General features: G+C 55.0%; 26 protein-coding genes. 16 read left to right on the top strand and 10 right to left on the bottom strand.

Annotation, left to right across the window (positions count from 1 at the left end; genetic code table 11):
• Positions 1-144 precede the first annotated feature (144 nt).
• Entirely contained in the window at positions 145-435 is a 291-nt protein-coding gene (locus AC2T28_RS23195) for a hypothetical protein (RefSeq protein ID WP_486750985.1), read from the bottom strand.
• A 148-nt stretch (positions 436-583) separates the two neighbouring features.
• Here AC2T28_RS23195 and AC2T28_RS23190 point away from each other — a divergent pair, with 148 nt between their 5' ends.
• A complete protein-coding gene (locus tag AC2T28_RS23190) occupies positions 584-928 on the top strand; it encodes a YnfA family protein (protein WP_486750984.1) in 345 nt (114 codons plus the stop codon).
• A 38-nt stretch (positions 929-966) separates the two neighbouring features.
• On the opposite strand, the gene AC2T28_RS23185 is transcribed toward AC2T28_RS23190, so the two are convergent.
• The 3 genes from AC2T28_RS23185 to AC2T28_RS23175 form a co-directional block, all read right to left on the bottom strand.
• Entirely contained in the window at positions 967-1,812 is an 846-nt protein-coding gene (locus AC2T28_RS23185; RefSeq protein WP_486750983.1) for a TauD/TfdA family dioxygenase, read from the bottom strand.
• Positions 1,813-1,985: 173 nt separating this feature from the next.
• Positions 1,986-2,327: a hypothetical protein gene (locus AC2T28_RS23180; RefSeq protein ID WP_486750982.1), complete on the bottom strand. Its 342-nt coding sequence runs from the start codon at positions 2,325-2,327 to the stop codon at positions 1,986-1,988.
• 243 nt (positions 2,328-2,570) lie between these two features.
• Positions 2,571-3,392 (bottom strand): class I SAM-dependent methyltransferase, encoded by an 822-nt coding sequence (locus AC2T28_RS23175; protein WP_486750981.1) that lies wholly within the window; start codon positions 3,390-3,392, stop codon positions 2,571-2,573.
• Positions 3,393-3,683: 291 nt separating this feature from the next.
• On the opposite strand from AC2T28_RS23175, the gene AC2T28_RS23170 reads away from it, so the two are divergent.
• Both AC2T28_RS23170 and AC2T28_RS23165 read left to right on the top strand, forming a co-directional pair.
• Positions 3,684-4,613: a DMT family transporter gene (locus AC2T28_RS23170; protein ID WP_486750980.1), complete on the top strand. Its 930-nt coding sequence runs from the start codon at positions 3,684-3,686 to the stop codon at positions 4,611-4,613.
• Between the two features lie 112 nt (positions 4,614-4,725).
• Positions 4,726-5,676 (top strand): hypothetical protein, encoded by a 951-nt coding sequence (locus AC2T28_RS23165; RefSeq protein ID WP_486750979.1) that lies wholly within the window; start codon positions 4,726-4,728, stop codon positions 5,674-5,676.
• Positions 5,677-5,841: 165 nt separating this feature from the next.
• Here AC2T28_RS23165 and AC2T28_RS23160 read toward each other — a convergent pair whose 3' ends face one another.
• Together AC2T28_RS23160 and AC2T28_RS23155 are read right to left on the bottom strand one after the other, a co-directional pair.
• The gene (locus AC2T28_RS23160) at positions 5,842-7,485 is read right to left on the bottom strand and encodes a lysine--tRNA ligase (RefSeq protein ID WP_486750978.1); all 1,644 of its coding nucleotides are present in this window, start codon (positions 7,483-7,485) and stop codon (positions 5,842-5,844) included.
• Positions 7,486-7,608: 123 nt separating this feature from the next.
• Entirely contained in the window at positions 7,609-8,496 is an 888-nt protein-coding gene (locus AC2T28_RS23155; RefSeq protein ID WP_486750977.1) for a LysR substrate-binding domain-containing protein, read from the bottom strand.
• Positions 8,497-8,592: 96 nt separating this feature from the next.
• Between AC2T28_RS23155 and AC2T28_RS23150 the strand changes: the two genes are divergently transcribed.
• The 3 genes from AC2T28_RS23150 to AC2T28_RS23140 all read left to right on the top strand — a co-directional run bounded on the left by AC2T28_RS23150 (position 8,593) and on the right by AC2T28_RS23140 (position 9,984).
• Positions 8,593-9,051: a cupin domain-containing protein gene (locus tag AC2T28_RS23150; RefSeq protein ID WP_486750976.1), complete on the top strand. Its 459-nt coding sequence runs from the start codon at positions 8,593-8,595 to the stop codon at positions 9,049-9,051.
• Positions 9,052-9,156: 105 nt separating this feature from the next.
• On the top strand, positions 9,157-9,579 hold the full coding sequence (locus AC2T28_RS23145; protein WP_486750975.1) for a tellurite resistance TerB family protein: 423 nt from the start codon (positions 9,157-9,159) through the stop codon (positions 9,577-9,579).
• A gap of 3 nt (positions 9,580-9,582) precedes the next feature.
• Positions 9,583-9,984, top strand: a complete 402-nt coding sequence (locus AC2T28_RS23140) for a GFA family protein (protein ID WP_486750974.1) — start codon at positions 9,583-9,585, stop codon at positions 9,982-9,984.
• 57 nt (positions 9,985-10,041) lie between these two features.
• Here the strand turns inward: AC2T28_RS23140 and AC2T28_RS23135 are convergent, their stop codons facing one another.
• Positions 10,042-10,725 (bottom strand): hypothetical protein, encoded by a 684-nt coding sequence (locus AC2T28_RS23135; protein ID WP_486750973.1) that lies wholly within the window; start codon positions 10,723-10,725, stop codon positions 10,042-10,044.
• Between the two features lie 212 nt (positions 10,726-10,937).
• Between AC2T28_RS23135 and AC2T28_RS23130 the strand changes: the two genes are divergently transcribed.
• Complete coding sequence (locus tag AC2T28_RS23130; protein ID WP_486750972.1) at positions 10,938-11,321, top strand: GFA family protein; 384 nt, start codon at positions 10,938-10,940, stop codon at positions 11,319-11,321.
• A gap of 57 nt (positions 11,322-11,378) precedes the next feature.
• On the opposite strand, the gene AC2T28_RS23125 is transcribed toward AC2T28_RS23130, so the two are convergent.
• Positions 11,379-12,476, bottom strand: a complete 1,098-nt coding sequence (locus AC2T28_RS23125) for an alkene reductase (RefSeq protein WP_486750971.1) — start codon at positions 12,474-12,476, stop codon at positions 11,379-11,381.
• Between the two features lie 101 nt (positions 12,477-12,577).
• Here AC2T28_RS23125 and AC2T28_RS23120 point away from each other — a divergent pair, with 101 nt between their 5' ends.
• Positions 12,578-13,495: a LysR family transcriptional regulator gene (locus AC2T28_RS23120; RefSeq protein ID WP_486750970.1), complete on the top strand. Its 918-nt coding sequence runs from the start codon at positions 12,578-12,580 to the stop codon at positions 13,493-13,495.
• Between the two features lie 13 nt (positions 13,496-13,508).
• On the opposite strand, the gene dacB is transcribed toward AC2T28_RS23120, so the two are convergent.
• The gene (gene dacB / locus AC2T28_RS23115) at positions 13,509-14,993 is read right to left on the bottom strand and encodes a D-alanyl-D-alanine carboxypeptidase/D-alanyl-D-alanine endopeptidase (protein ID WP_486750969.1); all 1,485 of its coding nucleotides are present in this window, start codon (positions 14,991-14,993) and stop codon (positions 13,509-13,511) included.
• A 91-nt stretch (positions 14,994-15,084) separates the two neighbouring features.
• Between dacB and AC2T28_RS23110 the strand changes: the two genes are divergently transcribed.
• Positions 15,085-15,912, top strand: a complete 828-nt coding sequence (locus AC2T28_RS23110) for a DMT family transporter (protein ID WP_486750968.1) — start codon at positions 15,085-15,087, stop codon at positions 15,910-15,912.
• Here AC2T28_RS23110 and AC2T28_RS23105 read toward each other — a convergent pair.
• The gene (locus tag AC2T28_RS23105; RefSeq protein WP_486751012.1) at positions 15,901-16,506 is read right to left on the bottom strand and encodes a nicotinate-nucleotide adenylyltransferase; all 606 of its coding nucleotides are present in this window, start codon (positions 16,504-16,506) and stop codon (positions 15,901-15,903) included. The genes AC2T28_RS23110 and AC2T28_RS23105 overlap by 12 nt on opposite strands.
• A gap of 108 nt (positions 16,507-16,614) precedes the next feature.
• On the opposite strand from AC2T28_RS23105, the gene AC2T28_RS23100 reads away from it, so the two are divergent.
• The 7 genes from AC2T28_RS23100 (at position 16,615) to AC2T28_RS23070 (ending at position 21,508) form a co-directional block, all read left to right on the top strand.
• Positions 16,615-17,022, top strand: a complete 408-nt coding sequence (locus AC2T28_RS23100; protein WP_486750967.1) for a hypothetical protein — start codon at positions 16,615-16,617, stop codon at positions 17,020-17,022.
• A gap of 134 nt (positions 17,023-17,156) precedes the next feature.
• A complete protein-coding gene (locus tag AC2T28_RS23095) occupies positions 17,157-17,537 on the top strand; it encodes a P-loop NTPase fold protein (protein WP_486750966.1) in 381 nt (126 codons plus the stop codon).
• A gap of 65 nt (positions 17,538-17,602) precedes the next feature.
• The gene (locus tag AC2T28_RS23090; RefSeq protein WP_486751013.1) at positions 17,603-17,842 is read left to right on the top strand and encodes a hypothetical protein; all 240 of its coding nucleotides are present in this window, start codon (positions 17,603-17,605) and stop codon (positions 17,840-17,842) included.
• A complete protein-coding gene (locus AC2T28_RS23085; protein WP_486750965.1) occupies positions 17,790-17,963 on the top strand; it encodes a P-loop NTPase fold protein in 174 nt (57 codons plus the stop codon). Before AC2T28_RS23090 ends, AC2T28_RS23085 begins: the two co-directional genes overlap by 53 nt.
• Before the next feature lie 42 nt (positions 17,964-18,005).
• Complete coding sequence (locus AC2T28_RS23080; protein ID WP_486750964.1) at positions 18,006-18,545, top strand: hypothetical protein; 540 nt, start codon at positions 18,006-18,008, stop codon at positions 18,543-18,545.
• A gap of 229 nt (positions 18,546-18,774) precedes the next feature.
• Entirely contained in the window at positions 18,775-20,430 is a 1,656-nt protein-coding gene (gene ettA / locus AC2T28_RS23075) for an energy-dependent translational throttle protein EttA (protein ID WP_486750963.1), read from the top strand.
• Between the two features lie 61 nt (positions 20,431-20,491).
• Positions 20,492-21,508, top strand: a complete 1,017-nt coding sequence (locus AC2T28_RS23070; protein WP_486750962.1) for a hypothetical protein — start codon at positions 20,492-20,494, stop codon at positions 21,506-21,508.
• Positions 21,509-21,965 lie beyond the last annotated feature (457 nt).

Genomic DNA, 21,965 nt, shown 5'->3' with positions numbered 1-21,965 from the left:
GTTCTTCACCAGTCGCAATCGGTAATCACCAAGCAGAACGGCAAATGGCAAAACCAGATGCAACCACACTGGTTTTGCCACCACCCGTCTTCATCTGCCGCTAGTTAAGTAGCACTCTCTTTCTGATTTCTCAGGATGCCGAAATCACTTCCGGTTATTTGCGTTGCGATCAGATTTGCCCGGATCAATTTCAACCTTTGGCTCCTTAATATCGTGGGAAGGATCGTCGGGATTCTCCGAGCTGTCGGGGATACTGTCAAAATATCCCTCTCCGTCATCCGTCGACCAATCCGATCCATTGCCGTTTCCAGCATTCGACCCAATTGTTTGTTCCAGATTGATGCCCGAGTTTCCAGGCGAGGTCTGAGCGGCCGCAATAGCGGGCAACGAAGCCAGAATGACAGAAAACCCAACAGACACAAAGATGCGTTGCATAGCGAAACCCTCCAACTCATAAAACCATGCATAAAATTACCATAAAACTGAATGAAAGTCGCCTGAGTCGTAACGGGATATCTGATCTTTGTTGGGCATCATGGTTTACTACCCGGTGAGTGAATATCATTCGGAAAAGAGACAGTACATGACAACAATCATATGGGCGCTTGGAATATACATCCTTGCCGCTGTTGCAGAAATCGCCGGGTGTTTCGCAGTCTGGACCTGGATGCGTGCCAACGGCAGTGCCCTGTGGCTCATCCCCGGCCTTGCGTCTCTGGCTCTGTTTGCTTTTCTTCTCACCCGCATCGATGTCACATTTGCGGGCCGCGCCTACGCAGCTTATGGCGGGATTTACATTGGCGCTTCACTCGTCTGGCTTTGGGCTGTCGAAGGACAGGTGCCCACACGATGGGATCTGGCCGGTGCCGCTTTTTGCGTGTTGGGCATGGCAATTATCATTGCAGGGTCAATGGTCGAAAATCAGTAGGGGCAACCAAAACTGATTTTCCCCATCGCTATCTCCGCCTACTCCATCCAATAGCGCAGCATGTGACGCCGGTCGCTCAGCCCACCTGGTACAGGACCATCAACAAAAGACGTGCGGCCGTGGAATGTGGCCGTGTCATTGGCAAACAGGATTTGCCCCGGCTGTAGCGTGAACCGTTGCTGGAAGGCCGACATCTCAAGGATGCAGTCCAGCACGTCAAACGCGTGGATCTGTCGTTGGTTAAGCGGCTGCCCCGCCCGCTCGTGGGCGCTGGCGATATAGCTGCGCAGATAGCGGAAACTGGCCTTGCCGTTCTTCATTTGCAGAACTGGAACCTTGAACAGCTCGTTCTCGGCATTCATCCCCCGACCTTCGAAAAAGAAGTCTTCGCTAAGACAGTCAATCACCTCGGGATGCTCTTGCAGCTTGGCATAAACATCTCGCCCACGAATAATAATCGACTCTCCGCCCATGACCGCAGGCGCCGCACAGGCCAAACCCAGATAAACCATAGGTTCTGGCCGGTTGACACTGTCGGTATGGATATCGCCGCCTTGGCGGGTCTGATGGTACCGTGCGCCGTCTTCGATACGGCCAAGCTGGCGATCATAGACTTCAACCACCGTACTGCCCTCTTCGTTCTGAACCATCAGGGTTCCCAAGGATGCAGCGATTGACGTGGCGATTTCTCGGAATTCAGCCAAGGATGAGCATTCATCTGAGACATCGACAATGACAAAGTCTTTGTCTTCGAGCTCCGCCTGAATGTTCGGAAATTCCTGCTCGCACAACCAGCCGATCTCGGCGGAAACAGGTACAAAAGATCCATTTGAAAAGTTAAGCGGTATCCGGGTTTTAGCTTCCCATTCATTAATCTCTGGCACAGAAAATCCGACCTCCTACAAATTAGTTGTCCCTAAGTCAGAACAACTAATTCGCTTTAGAAGTGTTTCAACAAAAGTCGGCGATACCCTTTGGTATGCCATTGATATACCAGGGCTGTCGGGGATGCTCCTGCCACCGCATGATCCAAACTCATCCCCCCACTCAATCGCGATCAGAACCCGGTAGAGACGCCAATTCGGGCCTCGCCTGATACTCCAACTCCGGCCTTTGCCCTGACACGTTTACAACGATCCCAAAGATCCCGGGCTTGGGTCCAGTCGCGAACATTTATCGATTTGTTTTGCTTACGCGCAATGTCGACCGAGCGCTCAAATTCTTGCCACTGATCATAGGCATAGGACTTGGCACTTTGGGTGCGTTTGCCGATACATTGCTGGCTTGCGCTGATGCTGTCTTCCCCCTTGATATGGGAATAGACAGTGGCGTTCGCAGCTGTCCCGACAGCGATGGAAGCACAGACTGCCAGGCAGAGTGTTTTGATTTTATGTGCCACAGACGTAACCCTTTGATTATTTTCCGCAATGATGCCGCGGAGTTCTCGTTTTCAAGGGTACCGGAACGAGTTTGCGCGTTTGCATCTGCGACCAAACCGAGGTGCCCTTGGTTACCTAGGCATCTAGTAGAAACGACTCGGGCCGTCTGTGTCTCAGGTCACAGATACACATCAGCTTGTCTGATTTTGGAGTTTAATTTCTCCTGCTACGGGCGTGATGTGATCACGCTAGCTTAGGTCATTCTACTTGCGCGCCTGAAACGTGATCTCGCGGAAAGGCAACCCAACTGGCGCCGGGCCAAATCTCGCCTCCAGCTTTTCGCGGGCCGCAGCGATGAGCGTACCAATATCAACTGTCCCTCGCTCCTTCACCTCCAGCACGGTTGGGTTTCCGGTTAGCAAACCGCGCGCAACATCTTCAAGGTTCGATGTTTCAACCGTTTCACTCACATGGATCACCTCCACATCCTGCAGACCCGCGCCCTGAAACAGCTCCTCCACTGCAGCGACATCCAACAGGTTAAACGGCACCTCAAGAAACCGGGGAGGATTGTCCTCAAACGCGCCCTTGATGACCTGATCAACCACGCCAACTGCAGGGTTAAATTCAAAACTATCCCAAACCGTCACCGTCAGTTGGCCGCCGGGTTTCAGCACCCGTACCATTTCCGTTAGTCCTGCCGCTTTGTCAGGGAAGAACATGATGCCAAACTGGCAGACCACCGCGTCAAATTCACTATCCGCAAACGGTAGTGCCAGCGCATCAGCTTGCTGATATCTCACCCCTGCCAAATCGCCATTGGCAGTGGCCGCATAGTCAAGCATCGCCTGGTTCAAATCAGTGGCAATAATTTCCGAGCCCTCGGACACTGCGCCCGACATGTGGCGTGTAGAAATGCCTGTTCCACAGGCCACCTCCAGAATTCGGGACGGACCATCTAGGCCCGAGGCGACCCGGGCGGCCATATCCGCAGCTGAGAATTCAAAAATCAACGGGCCTAGATATCGATCATAATTTGCGGGGATTGTGCCAACAAATGACGCATTGGGGCTGTCGATTTCCATAATTCATCTCGCTCTCTAAAAAGACCACCACCAACTGGTCGCTCGGTGTGGCCATCAGGCCAAATACTTTAGCGCTCTAAAACTCCCCCCAATCAAACAGGTGTCCCACAAATCGAGTCAATGGGTTTGTGAACCCAGTTGTCCCAAAGAAGGGGTAGAACTCTCTGGATATGAGTGTTTATTCTAGATGACAGCTCCTCCGGGGTTTCGTTTCTACACTCTTGAATTTTTCACGCTTCTCGACGCACATCCGGACCAGCCAAGCCCCTTCACACACCTAGAGATATCTCAATGTCACAGGATCAATTTGGCCTCGCCCTTCGCGTGGCGGCGAGCTTTTTCTTCACCGTCATGGTGGTGTTTGTAAAGCTGACGACGGAAAATGTGCCGTTGGGGCAGATCATTTTCTGGCGCAGTGCAGTCGCGCTCTTGCCGCTGGTGGTCTACCTGCATTTGACGGGCGATCTACCAACCGGGCTGCTGACCAAGCGCCCCGGTTCCCATATCCTGCGCTGCCTATTGGGGCTGGCGGCCATGGCCACATCTTTTGCCTCGCTGAAGTATCTACCGGTCGCTGACAGCACAGTGATCGGTTATCTGACCCCCATTGTCATGCTGATCCTGGGACGCATCATGCTGGGCGAGGAAATCAACCGCACCCGGGTTCTGGCGGTTGCCTTTGGCTTTGCCGGGGTGCTGGTGATGACCGTTCCCGCGATCGAGAGCAGCCAGGGCGACGGCTATCTGCTTGGCGTGGTGCTGGGGCTCATCACCGCTGTCATCACCGCCTTTGCCAAGGTGCAGATCCGTGACCTGACCAAGACCGAACACCCTGGTGCCATCGCGTTCTACTTTGCACTAGTCTGCGCGGTGGGCGGGCTTTGTACGCTGCCCTTGGGCTGGGCCAGCCCAAACCTTACCACTTACATCTACCTGATCGGCGCAGGGCTGGCGGGCGGGCTGGCGCATATATGCATGACGCTGGGGTTGAAGCTGGCAGAAACCGCTAAGCTGGCCGGAGTGGAATACCTATCCTTGATCTTTGCAGTGGGGGCCGATCTGGTGGTGTTCCAGATCTGGCCCGGTATGGCCTTTATTCCCGCCACCTGTCTGGTTCTGGTTGCCGCCTATCTGGTCAGTTTCCGCGACAGGTCGCAAATATCGGCAACAGATACCAACACAAAGGCCCAACAATCTTCTCTGCCTAAAACAACAAGGTGAGCTATCCATACTGAAGTTCCTGGAAAAATTGAGGACAATAGACCAAACGCGCTAACTAGAGACATGAACCCGGTTTGCCTTTGGTTTTGTTAAACAGTTGGGAGTTGTACTCATGCACAAAGAGCTGCTTTTTTTGGCACCGTTTATTCTTGCTTCGTCACTTGGATCCGCCCAGACTTTTGACCTGCCTGGAGGTTCGATTACCATCGATGAAACGGGTACCTTTGCTGGCACAGTCAGCGAAACAACCCCAGTTTCCGGGTATCCAGATGAAAGCGAAACAACCGATTTTTCAGGTAGCATTTCGTCAAGCGGGGACATTTCCGGCAGCTTTGCAGGTTTCGCGACGTATAACGACGTCAACGACTTAGGGGACGTTGTCAGCGTGACTGAAAGCTACTCTGGGAGCGTCACAGGAACGATTTCTAGTACCGGAGATTATTCCGTATCTTGGGGGGGACCCGAGCCCGGCAGTGATAGCGGCACGCTTTCTGGTTTCAGCCTTCCCTCGGGGGGCGGCACCGGTTCTGGTTTTGGTAGCTTTTCCAGCCCTTCAGAACCTCGTAGCGCTGACGATTCCGATGGTCAAAACCCTTCAGCAGCCACCACCGCAGCCCTTGCAGCACAAGACCCAGAGTATGTCATTCGAAAGCTAAGAGAGATCCCGGAGCTGTGCAAAGGCACGGGTGCCTATATGGTTGACTGCCTATCTGAACGTTTGGGCTCTCTTGAAAAGGACATTCGCAGAGTACGCAGCCAGGGAGATGTGGCAAGCATCCTGGGCCAAGCATCAAGAGAGCTACGCGCGGTGGCACGAGAGTACAGAGACCCAAACCGGTCCAGAGCCACAATCAGAACCCAGGACAACCGCCTGAAAACAAACCGCGCCTTGACCCCAATCGCACCTGAAAACCAAAGCGCTGCGATTGTGCAGGCTATTGCAATCATTGGCACTGCTGAAACGCAACTGCTTCGCTCGGCCGTAAACTCGCCAAACGCGCTTAAGTTCCAAAACATCGCATCAGCTCTGGGGTCAAACAAGGTGCTGTTACGTTCGATATAAGGAGCTTTGGACCATTTGGAGGGTCACCTAGCGCTATGGTCCAGGCATCTGCCGGACACAGAAGCAACCTGTTAGCGTGATAAGACTTCATCTGCCTCTGCCGCACAAAAAAGGCCACACAGTTCAAATCAACTGTGTGGCCCAATCTAAATCTTACGATATGGCTTAAACCAGTTCACCCTTCAGAGCACTGTCGATCAGGGCGATGGTCTCGTCCACGCCGTACAAGGCGATGAAACCACCAAAACGTGGGCCCTGGGTTGCGCCCAGCAGCACCTCGTAGATGGCGGAGAACCAGGCGCGCAGCGGTTCGAACCCATGGATCTTGCCAATGGCAAAGACCACAGACTGCAAGAACTCATCGCTATTAAAATCCGCCTCGGGCAGCGGGTCTTCGTTGCCAACCAGCTCATTCTTCTTGGCAATCGCTGCCAGTGCTGCCTCGGGGGATTTCAGCGCATCCGCCAGATCCTGCAGCGCCGCGCGTTCCTGATCACTTGGCAGGCGGTACTCCTTGGCTGGCTTCACAAAGTCGTTGAAGTAAGCCACAGCAAAACCAGCCGCCTGATCCAGCGTTGGGTTGCTTTCAGCTGTCGCGTCGGGCGCGTATTTGTTGATGAAGCCCCACAGCGTTTCCTTGTCCTCGGCATTGGACACGCTGGCGATGTTCAGCAGCATGGCAAAGGGCACCACCATATCCGACTGCGGAACGTCGCCGCCGTGGATGTGCCAGACAGGGTTGTTCAACTGCCCTTTGGTGTCCTGCCCATGGTAGGCGCGCAGCTGCTGGTGATATTCATCCACCGCCTTGGGGATCACATCAAAATGCATCCGCTTAGCCGTTTTGGGCTTGAGGTACATGAAATACGACAGGCTTTCCGAGCTGGCATAGGTGAGCCACTCATCAATCGAGATGCCGTTACCGCTGGTTTTTGAAATCTTCTGACCGTTGGCATCCAGGAACAATTCATAGGTAAAGTGGTCCGGTGCGCGGTGGCCCAGAATGCGACAGATGCTGTCATAGATCGGCGTGTTGGTACTGTGATCCTTACCGTACATCTCAAAATCAACGCCCAGCGCGGCCCAGCGGGCGCCAAAGTCTGGCTTCCACTGCAGCTTTACGTTGCCGCCGGTGACCGGCAGGGTCCATTCCTTGCCGTCTTCATCGTCAAAGGTGATGGTATGGGTTTCGGCACAGACCTTTTTCATCGGAACATACAGAACCCGGCCAGTTTCCGGGTGGATCGGCAGAAAGATAGAATAGGTTGCCGCACGCTCTTCACGCAGGCTCTTCAGCATCACCGCCATAACCTCGTCGTATTTTTCAACGGCGCGCTTCAGCACCTCGTCGAACTGGCCCGAGCCATAGAAATCATTGGCCGAGATGAACTCATACTCAAAGCCAAAGGTATCCAGGAACCGGCGCAGCATGGCGTTGTTGTGGTGGCCAAAGCTCTCGTGGGTGCCAAACGGATCTGGCACCGCAGTCAGCGGCTTTTGCATATGCTCAACCAGCGCTTCCGGGTTTGGTACGTTGCCCGGCACTTTGCGCATGCCGTCCAGATCATCCGAGAAACAGACCAACTTGGTTGGAATATCGCTAAGCACTTCAAACGCACGTTTGATCATCGTGGTGCGCGCGACTTCACCAAAGGTGCCGATATGCGGCAGACCCGACGGGCCGTAACCGGTTTCGAACAGCACATAGCCCTTTTCCGGCGCGCCCTTGGCATAACGTTTGAGCACCTTGCGGGCTTCTTCAAACGGCCAGGCTTTGCTCTTGAGAGCAGTTTCGCGCAGTTCAGACATGTTGTTCTCCATCGGATGGCCCCCAATTGGGCCGCATCGCGTTTCCGGCAGCCCTATGCGGCCGGCTGGCCCGGTCTATTGTGCTAGCGCAGCATGAGTCAATGAACAGCAGCTGCATAAGGGCTAAATGCTGCCCTTTTCGACTATCCAGGCCAGAATATTCTGCACATCCCGATCCGCGGCCAGCCCATCGCGTGCTGTAGCAAAATATCCCCGCGCCGAAGTGGCGCTGGGGCCATGCAACCGGAGCATTGAGCCAGTGTCCAGAAAACTCTCCAGCAAACCGGTCCAACACAGACAAACCCCCTGCCCCGCCAGCGCGGCGTTGACCAACATCGCATAGGAATTGAAATCCAACGCCCGCGCCGATTTAGGCATGGTCTGACCGGCGGCCTCGAACCAGCTGGGCCAATCATGCCAATGGCTGCGCGCGGCCTCCATGGTCAGCAAAGTCATCCGCGACAGGTCATAACGGTCCGGGCGCATATCCCGGCGCTCCAGATAAAACGGGCTGGCCACCGGATATACCTCGTCTCCCAGCAATCGCGCCTCCGTTGACGAGCCCTCATCGCCCAGCCCAAAGCGGATCACTACGTCGCCTGGGCGCGCGGCCTCTCCATACTCCTGGCTTATGATGCGAATCGTCACCTCTGGAAAGGCAGATTCAAGCTCTCCCAACAGCGGAATCAGCCAATAGGCAACAAATCCGGATGGCGCGGTCACAGTCACAACCCGGGCTTTTGCGCTCTGTCGAATTTGCGCCACCGCGCCTTCGATCTGACCAAATCCGCTGTGCAGTGCCCGCAGCAAATCCCTGCCTGGCTGCGTTAATTTAACGGGTTTGCGACTTCTATCAAACAAAACGCAACCCAGATCTGCCTCAAGCGTCGCAATTCGACGCGAAATGGCAGGTTGCGACACGTTGAGCTCGTTGGCAGCTGCTGTCAGCGTGCCATGCCGTGCAGCGGCATAAAATGCCGTAAGGCCTGAAAATCCTGGAAGTCGCTCCATCTATCATAACCTCACCGTATGTTAGTATGCAACTTTAGCCTATTGAGCCAAAGCGTGAAACCCCTGTAACTGACATCCATAGAGGAGGAGGAACCCATGACCGAGCAATTGACCACACTCGCCGCCGATCTAGACGGCACCGAAGCGCTGCATCAGGCCAGCAACTTGCCACATCCTCCATTGGTGGTGGACGCGGCTCAGGTTCCATTGGCGGGCGGCACCGATCCCGCTTATGGCGAGGTACGCTGGCGCACCCTGATCAACGGCAATGCCGACACGCCGCGCAACATGGTACTGGGTATTGCAGAATTTGAACCACATGGCCGCCTGCTGCCACATCGCCATGACCCGTCTGAGTTCTACTTTGGGCTCGACGGCGGCGGTATCGTAACTATCGACGGGATTTCCCATCAGATTGCCCCCGGCATTGCTATCTATGTGCCAGGCGGTGCCGAACATGGCGTTCAGGCTGGCCCCGACGGCTTGCGCTTTACCTATGGCTTCCCAAGCAACAGCTTTGAAGAGATCGAGTATCGGTTTTCCGCTCCCGCTTGACCGGAAAAATTTAATCAGAGTCGATTTTACGGGGTGGGAGTTGAACCCACCCCTTTGCATCCCTATCCTGCCATAAGCACGAGACAGCACAAAAGGATGCACCGTATGACCGAGCCAACCCCTCATCCGCTTACCCCGCAGGATTGCCTTGTTGCGATCATGGTGGCGGTGTCGGCATCGGACGAAAACATGCGGACCTCGGAACTGATGGAAATCCAGTCGTCGGTGAACATGCTGCCAATCTTTGCGGATTACGATCAGGACCGGATCAAGCGGATGTCGCAAACCGTGTTTGACCTGTTCGAACAAGAAGACGGGTTGGACGCCCTGTTTGGCCTGATCCGCGATAACCTGCCGGAACGGCTGTGCGAAACTGCCTATGCACTGGCCTGTGATGTGGCTGCATCGGACGGGAGGCTGAACGAGACCGAATTAGAGTTCTTGGCCGAAATCCGATACGAGCTGAACATCGACCGCCTGCACGCAGCCGCAATTGAACGCGGTGCCCGTGCGCGGCACTTGACCTAATCCATGACTACCGGCGGCACCCAGATCTGGCAGGGTGGCTGCCATTGCCGCCGCACCCGGTTTTCGGTGGACGCCAACATCGACCACATCCGCATCTGCGACTGTTCGATCTGCCACCAGCGCGGCGCATTGATCTTTCGCGTCAACGAGGGGCAGTTACACCTGCATACGCCCCTGTCCGATCTGGCGCTTTACGAATGGGGTACCGGCACGGCCAAAGACTACTTCTGCAAGACCTGTGGTATCCTCCCCTTTCGCCACCCCCGCGCCCTGACAGCGGATGAGGCTACCGAAGGGCTCCCTATTTTCAGCGGCTGGGCCGTAAATGCCCGCTGTCTGGATGGGCTGGATGTCTCACAACTTCCGGTCCGACAGATCCATGGTCGCCTACTACCTCCACTTTAGGCTCCAACAGGAATTGTTGGCGTATCACCATCCTATGCCCCATTCTCCACAGCGCAGTCAGTGCCACAAAATCTGACTTCGGATGTATTCACGGGTTTGCCTGGACCTATCGCTAAAGATTATCGTTACACTGACTGTCCTGATCGATTTTAGATCGAAGGTCCAATTTTCTGGAACAGCCTGGGCATCCCCATCCTCGCATGACGAGAAACTTTGTGTTTCGGTGGGACCTCGATTGACCGAAAACTGCATCGCTGCGATTGCACAGGCATAGGGGGCCACGGATGCCAGATTTAGAAAGTCATGTGGCCCGACTTCGGAAATCGCGACCCAGGGCATATCGATCTGGCTCAACCTAGCCTGTGCCTGAGCAACACGCTCAGGCGACATCGGAGTAAGTGCTGCTTGCGCTGCAGCAAAGCGCGCATGTTGCGCGGCCAAAATGGTTTTCACACTTGGCTCGCTCGAATTTGCCTCCCAAATCAAGCGATCCGGAAAGGGGTCATCACCCAGTAGATCCGGATCGTCACGCCTGCCCTCTTCGAACAGGGCCTTGGCCAAGGCATAATCGTCTGTCACATCAATGTTGGGATACTTTTCTCGGTATTCTTCCTGCACCCTTAGCTTCGCCGCCACATCAACCGCTGAAGGCGTTTGATGTGTAGCGCCTGTCTCAGTTGGTGCGGGGACCGTCGCGGTTGTTGTCCCGCAGGCCACAAGCACCATAAGGGCCCCAGTCATTGCTGCAGTCCGCCAACGCAGACCCAAACCTGTTTTTGTTACCCGCCCCGCACTAATTGTCTTGATGTTTGCCATATAGGAATTTCCCAAAACTGAAGATCCACGCACCACCTAAACAAAATTTATATTTCATATCAAGAGATTACATTAGCCGCATAGACAGGGGCCAAGTTGGCCCGTATTTTGACGGCACATTCGGCAGGAGACATTTCATGGAGTTTTTCACAGGCAGTTGCAGCTGCGGCAACGTCGGTATCACGGCGTCGGGCGCACCGATCAGGGTTGGCATCTGCCACTGTCTCGACTGCCGCAAGCACCACGGTGCTTTGTTCTATGCTGCTGCCGCATTCCCGGCGGAAGCGGTGAACATCGACGGCGAAACCCGAGACAATGCCGGACGGCATTTTTGCCCAAACTGCGGCTCTTCCGTCTTTGCGGTCAGCGACAGCGAAGTCGAAGTCCATCTTGGAACCCTGGACTCGCCCGATCAGCTGACACCCACCTATGAATGCTGGACAATCCGCCGCGAGGCCTGGCTGCCTCCGTTCAAGGGTATGACCCAATATGAGCGGGGTCGTGATGATATCTCCCCTTAAGTATCCCATAGCCAGCCGCGCCCACACCTTCTGACGCAGCTGACCTATTAGGTGGCTTTAGGCGCTCTCAAACTCCAGAGGCGCATAGTCGACATAGCCCTCTGCCCCTCCGCTGTAGAAGGTATCCGTATTGGGCTCCGCCAGCGGCGCGCCCGCCTTATACCGATCAACCAGATCAGGGTTGGCGATAAACGGAATGCCAATTGCAACTGCATCCGCAGCCCCTGCGGACAAGGCTTGCTGAGCTGTGTCCTGCGTCAGAGATCCGTTGACAATTAACAGCCCATCATATGCCTCGCGCAGCGCTGGCGTGACCACAGGCAGACCAACGGACATCGGGCTACCACTGTCCAGGGCAGGTTCAAGAACGTGCAGATAAGCCAGCTTGCGCAAAGACAATTCACGCGCGGCATACGTGAATATTGCCTGCGGGTTACTGTCAGTAATACCAAACACGGCGTTGGTTGGCGAGAACCGCACTCCAACTTTGCCCGCTCCAATCTCGGCGACAACAGCGTCCACAACCTCTAGCAGGAACCGGCTGCGGTTCTCAACCGATCCCCCATATTCATCGCTACGCTGGTTGGTGCCATCGCGCAGGTACGAGTCGATCAGGAAGTTGTTGGCGGCGTGGATCTCGACCCCGTCCAGCCCAGCATCAACCGCCCGACGTGCAGCGTGGGCAAAGGCTGCTACGGCCTCTTTGATCTGAGCGTGTGTCATCACCTCAGGTGTATCAAAGTCAGTTGGCACCCCTTGGCTGTTAGGCAGCTGACCTTCGGCCGCAATTGCCGACGGGGCCAGCGGTTTTTGGCCATCAATCGCCTCGGAAATCACCGCGCGGCCCATGTGCCAGATCTGCATGAAGATGCGACCATCCTTGGCGTGCACGGCATCGGCCACCGATGCCCAGCCTGCCTGCTGTTCATCGGTGTAGATGCCCGGAGCCCCGGGCCATCCATCACCGCGTGGGTCAATTGCTGTTGCCTCGGAAATGATCAATCCGGCCCCGGCCCGCTGCGCGTAATAAGTTGCAACCATATCGCCCGGCACCCCGGCGGGGCCAGTTCGGGCACGGGTCATCGGCGCCATGAACACCCGGTTCTTCAGGTGGTAGTCACCCATTTGGATCGGGTCAAAAAGTGTCGCAGTCATGTGCTGTCGCTCCATTGGTGTTTGTCTGACTGCAATATTGTTATTTCCACCAGGGACCGTTAGTGGTGAAATCTGCAAAACACTATTACCTGGTGGTAACAATGAACTCGGATGGTTTAGCGGAATTTCTAGCGGTCACACGTGCGGGATCCTTCACCGCAGCAGCCAGAACTCTTGGCGTTTCAGTTCCCCATGTCAGCCGCCAGGTGGCCCGCCTCGAAGACCGGCTGGGCACCAAGCTGTTCCACCGCAGCACCCGCTCGGTCCACCTGACCCAATCCGGGGAAACCCTGCGCAAAAGCACTGAAAAAATCTCAGATGATCTTGAAACAGCACTGTGCGAAGTCTCCAGCGCCCAGCGCAATCTTGAGGGCACCCTGCGCATTGCCTCGCTGTCGGGCTCCTTTGGTGATCAAGTTGTCGGCCCGGCGATGAATGAAATGGCGCTGCGCCATCCAGGCATGGACATCGCAATTGATTTCAACCCGCGCCAAGTCGACATCCTCAGCGAAGGTTACGACTTTGCGATCCGGGCGGGCCAGTTGCAAAGCAGCGGATTGATTGCGCGGCCCCTGTCAAACAGAACCCGGGTTGCCTTTGCCTCGTGTGCGTATCTGGCTGAACACGGCACGCCGCAGCATCCGGGCGAGCTGAAACACCATCAGTGTATTCTGACCCAATCCAAAAGCTGGCGCTTTCAAGACCAGGGCAAAGTGCTGGACGTAGGCGTTTCCGGTCGGCTCAGCCTGAATTCGGGCCCGGCCATACTTGATGCCTGTTCTCGGGGGCTGGGCATCGCCTATATGGCTGTTGGCGGTTTTGAAGACGCATTGACAAACGGATCCCTGGCGCCGGTTCTTCAACGCTATTGGCACACAGATCAGGCCATCCACATCGTTCGCCCCGACCGTCGTTTCACACCCCGCCGTGTCGAGGTTGCAGTAGAGCTGCTTCAGACTTTTGCCAAACAGGCAGAGGCCCGCGATGCGCAGGCGATCCGAGAGTTTTGCGGGGGCTAGGTTCGCCCCCCGCTTAGCTGCCGTAAACCGAGCCCCAGCGCTCAATCAGTTTCTGCTGTAACTTCTTGGCCTTCTTATTCCATCCACGCGCGCCCTGTGGACGTTCGCGATCAGCCCGTTTGATCCGCGCACGCGCCCCCTGATCAGCGGCAAAGATGGCAAAGGCCAGCTCAGTCCCGTCAGCGGCGGTCATAAACCCGCCCAGGCCTGAGACAAAGTTCAACGTGCCGGTCTTGGCATTCACTTTGATCGGGTGGTTTTTGTTTACCTTGCCATCGGCATGCCGCATCGGGAACGGTTTCAACAGCGGCTTCAGCTGCCCACCCTTGCGCGCGGCAATCAGTGCCCCCACCAGATCGTTGGGCGTCATCCGCGACGCCTCTCCCAATCCGGAATGGTCCACTAGCTGGGTGCCGTTCATTCCGTATTTGCCAGCCGCCCATTTGCTCATCGCCTGCGCCGAAGCCTTGAGCGAGCCAGGTCGGCTCCCCGCTGCTGCGGTTGCCGACATCCCGATCATCTCGGCCATCAGGTTATTGGAATATTTCAACATCCCCCGCAGCATCACCGACAGTGCGGCACTATTATGCTGCGCCAATACCTTGCCCTGTGGCAGCGATTTCACCACCTTGGGCTTGCCCAGAACAATCCCATTGGCCCGCGCCATGGTGCGGAACACATCACCCGCATACTCGGCCGGACGTCGCACCGGCAACCAGCGTGATCCGCCTTTGCCCAGTGCTGCATTGGCCACGGTCCACTGATCCGCCCCGCCCCTGTCAGCATAGGTGTAAACCGGGGTTTTCCGGTTTGCGACTTTCATCCGCGCAACAGATACTTCGGGGCGATATTTCTCGGTACGGGCATCCATGCTTACGGCCCAGCCTTTGTTGCCACGCTTCCATTCGAAATGCACACGATTGTAGTTCAGCGCCAGTCCGGAAATGGCCGGGCTGTACCCCACATGGTCTGGCTGGCCATCATCAATTGTCCGGACATAGGGCAACGCCCCATCCCACAGCTTAAAGCCACCCTTAACCTCGCGCACACCTGCGGTTTTCAAGGCCTTGGCCAGTTTCGCCAAATGGTCCGTATTCAATGTCGGGTCACCGCCGCCAACAAGGATCAAGTCACCCTTCAGCACACCACCAACAACACTGCCTGTTGCCATCACCCGTGTTTGAAATCTGTGATCAGCGCCCAGTACATCCAGCGCATATAACGCGGTGAGCGCCTTGGCGACACTGGCCGGCGGCAGACCTGCAGTGCCGTTCTCAGCCTCCAGCCGCAGACCTGTATCCACGTCTGCCACAGCACAGGCGACATCCCCCGTCAGACCTGCACGTTGCAGTACGGATTTAAGGCCATCGGCCCTGCTGATCGTAACCTCACCACGCCGCGCTTGTGGCCGCAAAGAGGTGATCGGAGCATTTGCCCAAGCACCACCCGTGCCAATCAGTGCAGAACCAGTGAGCAGAAAAAATCGTCGTGTAACCATATTACGCACAGTCTAATAAATTCATTTCCAAACGGCAAACGATCAGACGATTTTGCTTTTTAGTAAGCACACTGCCTGTTAGAGGTATCCCATGTTGCAGGCAGTCATTCTCATGTTCATCGCTATGTCAATGATCCCTGCGGGTGATCTGTGTGGCAAGTTGCTCACCAGCAGTGGTCTGGCAACCCCCGGCTTCATCGCCTCTTCGCGGTTTGTTGTTGGTAGTGCCTTGCTGCTGCCTTTTGTGCCACCGCGTGCCTATGGGCTGCTAAAAGACTGGCGTATGTGGTTGCGGGCCATGTTGCTGGTCGGGGGCATCTTCTCGGTTCAGACTGCCCTGAAAACCGAGCCCATGGCCGATGTATTTGCCGCCTTTTTCATAGGCCCAATTGTCAGCTATGTCTTATCGGCCCTCTTCCTGCGCGAACCCACCACCTGGCTGCGGTCGCTGCTGATGGCGGTGGGGTTTGCAGGCGTTATTTTGGTTGTTCGCCCTGGGTTTGGCGGCTCTATCAACCTGCTCTGGGCCGTGCTCGCCGGAGGCTTCTACGGCGCGTTTCTGACCACCGGTCGCTGGCTGTCGCACCTCGGCTCTCCGCTCGAACTCAGCCTGATCCAACTGCTATTGGCCGCTGTTGTCATGCTCCCCTTTGGCCTGTCCAACCTGCCCGACCTGACCCTGAACACTACCGCGCTCACCATTGGCAGCGCCGCCTTTTCGATGCTGGGCAACCTGATCTTGCTGTTTGCCTATAACAAGGTTGCGGCCACCAAACTGGCGCCCATGGTCTATTTCCAACTGATCGCTGCTGTCACCCTCGGCTGGGCCGCCTTTGGTCAGTTGCCAGACATGCTGACCTGGCTTGGCCTGTTGGTGGTCATCAGTGCCGGCCTTGGCTCGGCCATGCTACGCCGCTGACCACTCCCCCCGCGCCCGGATCGCGGATGAGCTGGCATCGACCATGGGCACATTGACAAAACACCAGGCCGGGCATTTGGCATGGGCCAACAATCGGCTCTGTGACCCCTTCAACCGATAGGGTGCATAGATCCGCGCCGCCGGGGACAACCGAGCCGAGATCCGATCTCCGGGTCGCGCCAACACGCCCACCGGTACCGTATCCATGATCTGTCGCCAGTCTTTCCAGCGATGAAACTGTGCCAGATTATCTGCCCCCATCAGCCAAACAAAGCGCACACCGGGATAACGCCGCCGCAGATGTCGCAAGGTTTGCGCCGTATAGCGTGTTCCCAACTGCGCCTCGGCATCGCTGATTTGAATACGCGGGTGCTGCATGATCTGCCCTGCCGCGGCCATGCGCTGTGATAGCGGTGCAGGCGCGCGCGCCTTTAACGGGTTGCCTGGCGAAACCAGCCACCACAGCTGATCCAGATCGAAATGCTTCAACGCTGCAAGGCTAACCTGCACATGGCCATGATGGGCAGGGTCAAATGACCCCCCAAACAGACCCACTATCTGGCCCCGGCCTGCATGTGGCAACAAATGGCGCAGCGTTCCGCCTCCCGTAGCTGTAACGGGTCGCGCCAGAAAAGCGTTTACCCCTAGTCCCGTGGCGGTATGCTATAAAAACATGCCCCTGACCAGCAAGAAGGCCCTGTGATGAAGCTCCAGCCGCCTAAATTTGTACGGACCAGCCTATTGCTAGGAGCTATCCTTGCTGCGGCGCCCCCTGCGCTCGCCGAGTTCCAACCGGATGAGCGCGTGGTGCAGGTGGATTGGCCCAAGTTATCGGTTGAGCCACCAGCAGACGGAGGCAAATACGAGGTTCTGAAAATTGGCAAAACCGCTGGTTCCGAAGACGTTATCTATGTGATCACCTATAAAACAGATGCAGACACTTCGGTGCTGGGCACTTTCAACTGCAATCACACGTTTGATGTCATGCAGACCAGCACCAATGGGCGGTATGATATTATCTGCGTGCAACAACGCCAACCTGAAGACTTTCTGGTCTTCTATCTCCGCGCAGACGCCATCGGCAACTATCACGCTCGCTTGGCCAAATAGCGCCAAACACTTGCTGCCGAAATTCAATCCGACACGGTCGCGCCAGAGCAGTCGCGCCAAATTATTATCCTTCCTTGCCCTTGCCCACATACCCGCTAACGTTGTGCGGATTGATTTATGGATTGGAGACAAAGATGCGTCTGACCGTGCCGGAGCCGGATATTAAACTGTATGAGGACGGGTTTGCAGACCACGACAAGCTCAACCGAAAACCAACCGGCGACAAACTCTCCGAACTTGTCGAGCGTATAGACGACCCGTTGGTGATCGCATTGGATGGGTCGTGGGGATCGGGCAAGTCGTTCTTTCTGAAATGCTGGGTGGCGGAGCACCTGCAACGAGAAGGGAACACAACACAGACCGTCTATTTTGATGCCTTTAAGCATGACTATTTGGACGATCCGCTGATTGCATTGACCGGCGCAATCGCCGAACGTTTTGAAAACCCAGATGCGGCGAAGACAGCAGAGTACATTGAAAAAACGAGAATGTTCAAAAGGCAGCATGGGCAGTAGGCAAGGGAGCCGCCCGGATCGGCCTTTCTGCAGTAACGTTCGGCGCGACTGAAATCCTTGGCAACATGGGTGATGAAATTGCCAAAGCCACTGGAGAAGAGGCCAAGGCATTTCTAAACAGCGAATCTGGAAACAAGGAATCCAATGACTATTGGGACATGCAACGGTCAAAGATCGCAGCGATGGACGCCTTCCGTCTGGGGCTCACCGAACTGACCAAGCCAGAGGCGATGGGGCAAAACGCCCCCCCCCGTGCAACGCAAGCTGGTCATCGTCATCGACGAGTTAGACCGCTGCCGCCCTGACTACGTCTTGTCGTTGCTGGAGATCATCAAGCATTTCTTCAACGTAGACGGTGTGCATTTTGTGCTGGGGGTGAATTTGACGGAGTTACAGAACAGCGTGCGGGCAAGATATGGTAGCTAAGCGGATGCAGGAAGATATTTACGTAAATTTGTAACACTCGCAATGGAACTGCCCAAATGCGACTCAGTTCGAGGAAGAAATGATTTAGTAGCAAGACACTTCGAACGCGTCGCAAAGGTGCTTGGTAAAGATCAAGCGGTTTTGGGGTCTATTCACGTGATAATTGAATATTTCCTGAGAACCGATGTGTCTCTTAGAGACGCCGAAAACATGGCATCCCTATTAGTAGTGTCACTTTCTTCAGATCGAACTTGGGACAATGGAGCCTACAAAATCGCACTTTCCTGCCTAGTTGTTGCGAAAATTATGAATCCAAGCCTTTTTACTCGAATACTGGGACAAGACGCTGACTTTGAGGAAATCAGAGAGTTCTTTCGATTGCCTGTGACCGTGGATGCTCAATCTGACATGCGGCAGCGAACCATCTGGAATGTTTTGGCGGTTTCTTGCGGTCATGTTCCAGCAGGAAAAGAACTGGAAGATGATGCCCCTAAGGGCGACGCATTGATAGGAAAAGAAATCTCGGAGTACTTGTCTCAAATTGGCCACAAGCGTCTTGGGGACATTCATTTACAAGTTTAATCCACTTGCGAACCTCAACCAAGTGTTTCCAACCACAGGCCCGCGCCTGACCTTGGGGAGGCGTAAAGCGCCTTCCCGGGGGGAAGGTCAGGCGCAGGGCGGGCTTCGCACGACCAAAGTACAGCGGCGCGATGTGTTTTTATCTATGCCTTCAACACAACATTGCCCCCACCCCCGCCATCCGTTATCACTCCTCCCAAATTACATTCCCCCATCACGGAGCCGATCCATGGCCGCCTATCAATACGTCTACCACATGCAGGGTGTCTCCAAGACCTACCCGGGTGGCAAGAAATGCTTTGAAAACATCCACCTATCCTTCCTCCCCGGCGTGAAAATCGGTGTGGTCGGTGTCAACGGCTCCGGTAAATCGACCCTGATGAAAATCATGGCCGGCCTGGATAAGGACTTCACCGGCGAGGCCTGGGCTGCTGAAGGCGCCAAAGTTGGCTATCTGCCGCAGGAGCCAAAGCTGGACGAGAGCCTGACCGTGCGTGAAAACGTCATGCTGGGCGTTGCACCGAAAAAGGCCATTCTGGATCGCTATAACGAGCTGGCAATGAACTACTCGGATGAAACCGCCGAGGAAATGGCCGAGCTACAGGACAAGATCGACGCCGAGAACCTGTGGGATCTGGATAGCCAGATTGATGTGTCAATGGAGGCCCTGCGCTGCCCGCCAGATGACGCCGAGATTGCCAACCTGTCAGGTGGTGAACTCCGCCGTGTTGCGCTGTGCAAACTGCTGCTCGAAGCGCCCGACATGCTGCTGCTCGACGAACCGACCAACCACCTGGACGCCGAAACCATCGCTTGGTTGCAGCAGCACCTGATGGATTACAAAGGCACCATCCTGATCGTTACCCACGACCGTTATTTCCTGGATGACATCACCAGCTGGATCCTGGAACTGGACCGCGGCAAGGGTATCCCGAACGAGGGCAACTATTCCGACTGGCTGGAGCAAAAAGCCAAGCGTCTGGCGCAGGAAGCCCGCGAAGACAAATCCAAGCAGAAAACGCTGGAGCGCGAACTGGACTGGATGCGTCAGGGCGCCAAGGCGCGTCAGGCCAAATCCAAGGCCCGGATCAACGCCTATAACGATCTGGCTGAACAGTCCGAGCGCGAGAAGCTGACCCGTGCACAGATCGTCATCCCTAACGGCCCGCGTTTGGGCAACAAGGTGATCGAGGTCGAAAATCTGGCCAAGCACTATGGCGACAAACAGCTGGTCGAGGGCCTGTCGTTTGATCTGCCCCCTGGTGGTATCGTCGGCGTAATCGGGCCCAACGGCGCCGGTAAGTCTACCCTGTTCCGCATGTTGACCGGTCAGGAAACCCCGGACGAGGGTTCGGTATCCTACGGCGACACGGTAAAACTGTCCTATGTGGATCAGTCGCGCGATGACCTGAACGACAAGGAAACCGTCTGGGAAGCTATTTCCGGCGGGGCTGAGATCATCGAACTGGGTGATGCGCAGGTCAACTCGCGCGCCTATTGCTCGTCATTCAACTTCAAAGGCGGCGATCAGCAGAAACCGCTGAACCTGCTGTCGGGTGGTGAGCGTAACCGTGTCCACATGGCACGTTTGCTCAAAGAAGGCGGCAACGTGCTGCTGCTCGATGAACCGACCAACGATCTGGACGTGGAAACCCTGCGTGCGCTCGAAGACGCTCTGGTCGATTTCGCCGGCTGCGCCGTAGTGATCTCGCACGATCGTTTCTTCCTGGATCGGATCTGTACCCACATGCTGGCGTTTGAGGGCGATGCCCATGTCGAGTGGTTCGAGGGTAACTTTGAGGACTACGAAGAAGACAAGAAACGCCGCCTGGGAGCTGATGCGCTAGAGCCCAAGCGTTTGAAGCATAAGAAGTTTGTGCGGTAACACAGAGCTCACAAGGCCCGCCCATTTTGGCGGGCCTTTTTTTGTTTAAGGGTATTTTTTCATGGCTGGGAAGAAGCAGCATCATATTTGGCAAATGATCCAACGCGGCTTTGGAACTAAGAAAGGAAAAGACCATGAGATTTGGGTGTATTCCAAGGACAAGCCACCACGTAAAACTGTCACCAGAAAGTTTGGCGTTGTAAAAAATTTCTTATCAGAAAACGGCGACGACTCAGCCGACGATGCACTTACTGAATTTGAGCAAAGTGTTCAATCGGGCCTGCAGGAAGCAAGATTGGCACCTGAAGGAGCAATTCTGGATCCGGCTTACATGGCGTCGATAATTACACATCTTGAAGTTCGGAGCCTCTTTTTTCGCGATGAAATTTCTCGCATTGGTGGGTTCTTTCTCGAAGAATTTCAGCACAAGCTCTCTGAAGAGAGGATTGCTAGAAAACTGCTTATCCAGACCCTCCAAGATAATCCGAAAATGATTTCGGACGAACTTGAAAAACGAAATTTGTCTGATGATGACCACGCGCTAGCCTTGACGGCCGCCGAACACTTTCTTCCCGAAGCAATACATAACGGCGCAACCGAATTCTCAAACATAGCTTCATCTCTCTTCGGGCCAGCAGTGTCCCGAATGGAAGAAATGGTTAAATCCGCTCATATTAAAAGTGTCCGGAAGGGCTTTACCGAGATTGAAAGAACCAAGTCTCATTCTAGCTTCCAGTATCAAGTCAGGAACGTCGACAATGCAATAATCCTTCCTGACACTGGGGTCGCCTTTCTAAAGGAAAAAGGCGCTTCTCCCATCACTCAAAAAGGTGATAAAGTCACAGACATTATTATGCCACTGGATGCGCATACATATGTCCATGGATTTCGGTCAAATCGAGTTCCCCGAGAACACTCGACTTTGCTCAAATTGCTAGCTTCTTGTTCGTACCAGAATTTCATTGCGCAAGACCCCTTAGAGCCTCTTGAAAAAATCAGCCCCCAGATCGGAAAGTACGCGAAACTACTTTCAGATCGAGAATTAAAAAGAATACTAACCGAAGTCCTTCCTAACTAGCCCGCCATAAATCCCTTGTGTACACTCGTGGCCGCTCCTGAACTACACTAGGCCCGCGCCTGACCTTGGGGAGGTGCGAATGCGCCTTCCCGGGGGGAGTTGAGATCGTCCGGGAAATGATCCGGGGGATCATTCCTCAATCAAGACGCGGCTGTATAACCTATATAAATAAGGGGTTTTTGATAAGTGTCGAAAATTGAATTTGTGCTAGGTATTGTGCTAGTTAGCCAAGCCTGAACCAAGCAAAAGGCTCCCATACAAAGTACTCCAGCCCAGCGCTCGGTCATCATTATTCGAGTGATATCCTGTGGTAAAATCCTCATAAACTAAAGGCTTTTTTGTCATAGTGGGGTGGAAAATAGACGTACCGTTTAGACGTATCTGTGCGTCGGCAGAGTTTTTGGGTCCAAAGGCAGCCTAAACTAAGAGAAAGTTTGGCTCATCTGGTTGGTTTGAT

It is taken from the genome of Parasedimentitalea nitratireducens, from assembly GCF_057444295.1.
Note: the sequence above shows the minus strand (reverse complement) of the source record. Positions and strands in the feature narration are given on the sequence as shown.

Bases quoted from the DNA above. Each gene is read 5' to 3' on its own strand.
- AC2T28_RS23175 (WP_486750981.1), bottom strand. From the start codon at position 3,392: ATGGAAATCGACAGCCCCAATGCGTCATTTGTTGGCACAATCCCCGCA.
- AC2T28_RS23110 (WP_486750968.1), top strand. From the start codon at position 15,085: ATGTTGCAGGCAGTCATTCTCATGTTCATCGCTATGTCAATGATCCCT.
- AC2T28_RS23130 (WP_486750972.1), top strand. From the start codon at position 10,938: ATGGAGTTTTTCACAGGCAGTTGCAGCTGCGGCAACGTCGGTATCACG.
- AC2T28_RS23070 (WP_486750962.1), top strand. From the start codon at position 20,492: ATGGCTGGGAAGAAGCAGCATCATATTTGGCAAATGATCCAACGCGGC.
- ettA (WP_486750963.1), top strand. From the start codon at position 18,775: ATGGCCGCCTATCAATACGTCTACCACATGCAGGGTGTCTCCAAGACC.
- AC2T28_RS23135 (WP_486750973.1), bottom strand. From the start codon at position 10,725: ATGACTGGGGCCCTTATGGTGCTTGTGGCCTGCGGGACAACAACCGCG.
- AC2T28_RS23195 (WP_486750985.1), bottom strand. From the start codon at position 435: ATGCAACGCATCTTTGTGTCTGTTGGGTTTTCTGTCATTCTGGCTTCG.
- AC2T28_RS23120 (WP_486750970.1), top strand. From the start codon at position 12,578: ATGAACTCGGATGGTTTAGCGGAATTTCTAGCGGTCACACGTGCGGGA.
- AC2T28_RS23160 (WP_486750978.1), bottom strand. From the start codon at position 7,485: ATGTCTGAACTGCGCGAAACTGCTCTCAAGAGCAAAGCCTGGCCGTTT.
- AC2T28_RS23170 (WP_486750980.1), top strand. From the start codon at position 3,684: ATGTCACAGGATCAATTTGGCCTCGCCCTTCGCGTGGCGGCGAGCTTT.
- AC2T28_RS23095 (WP_486750966.1), top strand. From the start codon at position 17,157: ATGCGTCTGACCGTGCCGGAGCCGGATATTAAACTGTATGAGGACGGG.
- AC2T28_RS23080 (WP_486750964.1), top strand. From the start codon at position 18,006: ATGGAACTGCCCAAATGCGACTCAGTTCGAGGAAGAAATGATTTAGTA.
- AC2T28_RS23155 (WP_486750977.1), bottom strand. From the start codon at position 8,496: ATGGAGCGACTTCCAGGATTTTCAGGCCTTACGGCATTTTATGCCGCT.
- AC2T28_RS23145 (WP_486750975.1), top strand. From the start codon at position 9,157: ATGACCGAGCCAACCCCTCATCCGCTTACCCCGCAGGATTGCCTTGTT.
- AC2T28_RS23125 (WP_486750971.1), bottom strand. From the start codon at position 12,476: ATGACTGCGACACTTTTTGACCCGATCCAAATGGGTGACTACCACCTG.
- AC2T28_RS23165 (WP_486750979.1), top strand. From the start codon at position 4,726: ATGCACAAAGAGCTGCTTTTTTTGGCACCGTTTATTCTTGCTTCGTCA.
- AC2T28_RS23150 (WP_486750976.1), top strand. From the start codon at position 8,593: ATGACCGAGCAATTGACCACACTCGCCGCCGATCTAGACGGCACCGAA.
- AC2T28_RS23090 (WP_486751013.1), top strand. From the start codon at position 17,603: ATGGGTGATGAAATTGCCAAAGCCACTGGAGAAGAGGCCAAGGCATTT.
- AC2T28_RS23190 (WP_486750984.1), top strand. From the start codon at position 584: ATGACAACAATCATATGGGCGCTTGGAATATACATCCTTGCCGCTGTT.
- AC2T28_RS23100 (WP_486750967.1), top strand. From the start codon at position 16,615: ATGAAGCTCCAGCCGCCTAAATTTGTACGGACCAGCCTATTGCTAGGA.
- dacB (WP_486750969.1), bottom strand. From the start codon at position 14,993: ATGGTTACACGACGATTTTTTCTGCTCACTGGTTCTGCACTGATTGGC.
- AC2T28_RS23140 (WP_486750974.1), top strand. From the start codon at position 9,583: ATGACTACCGGCGGCACCCAGATCTGGCAGGGTGGCTGCCATTGCCGC.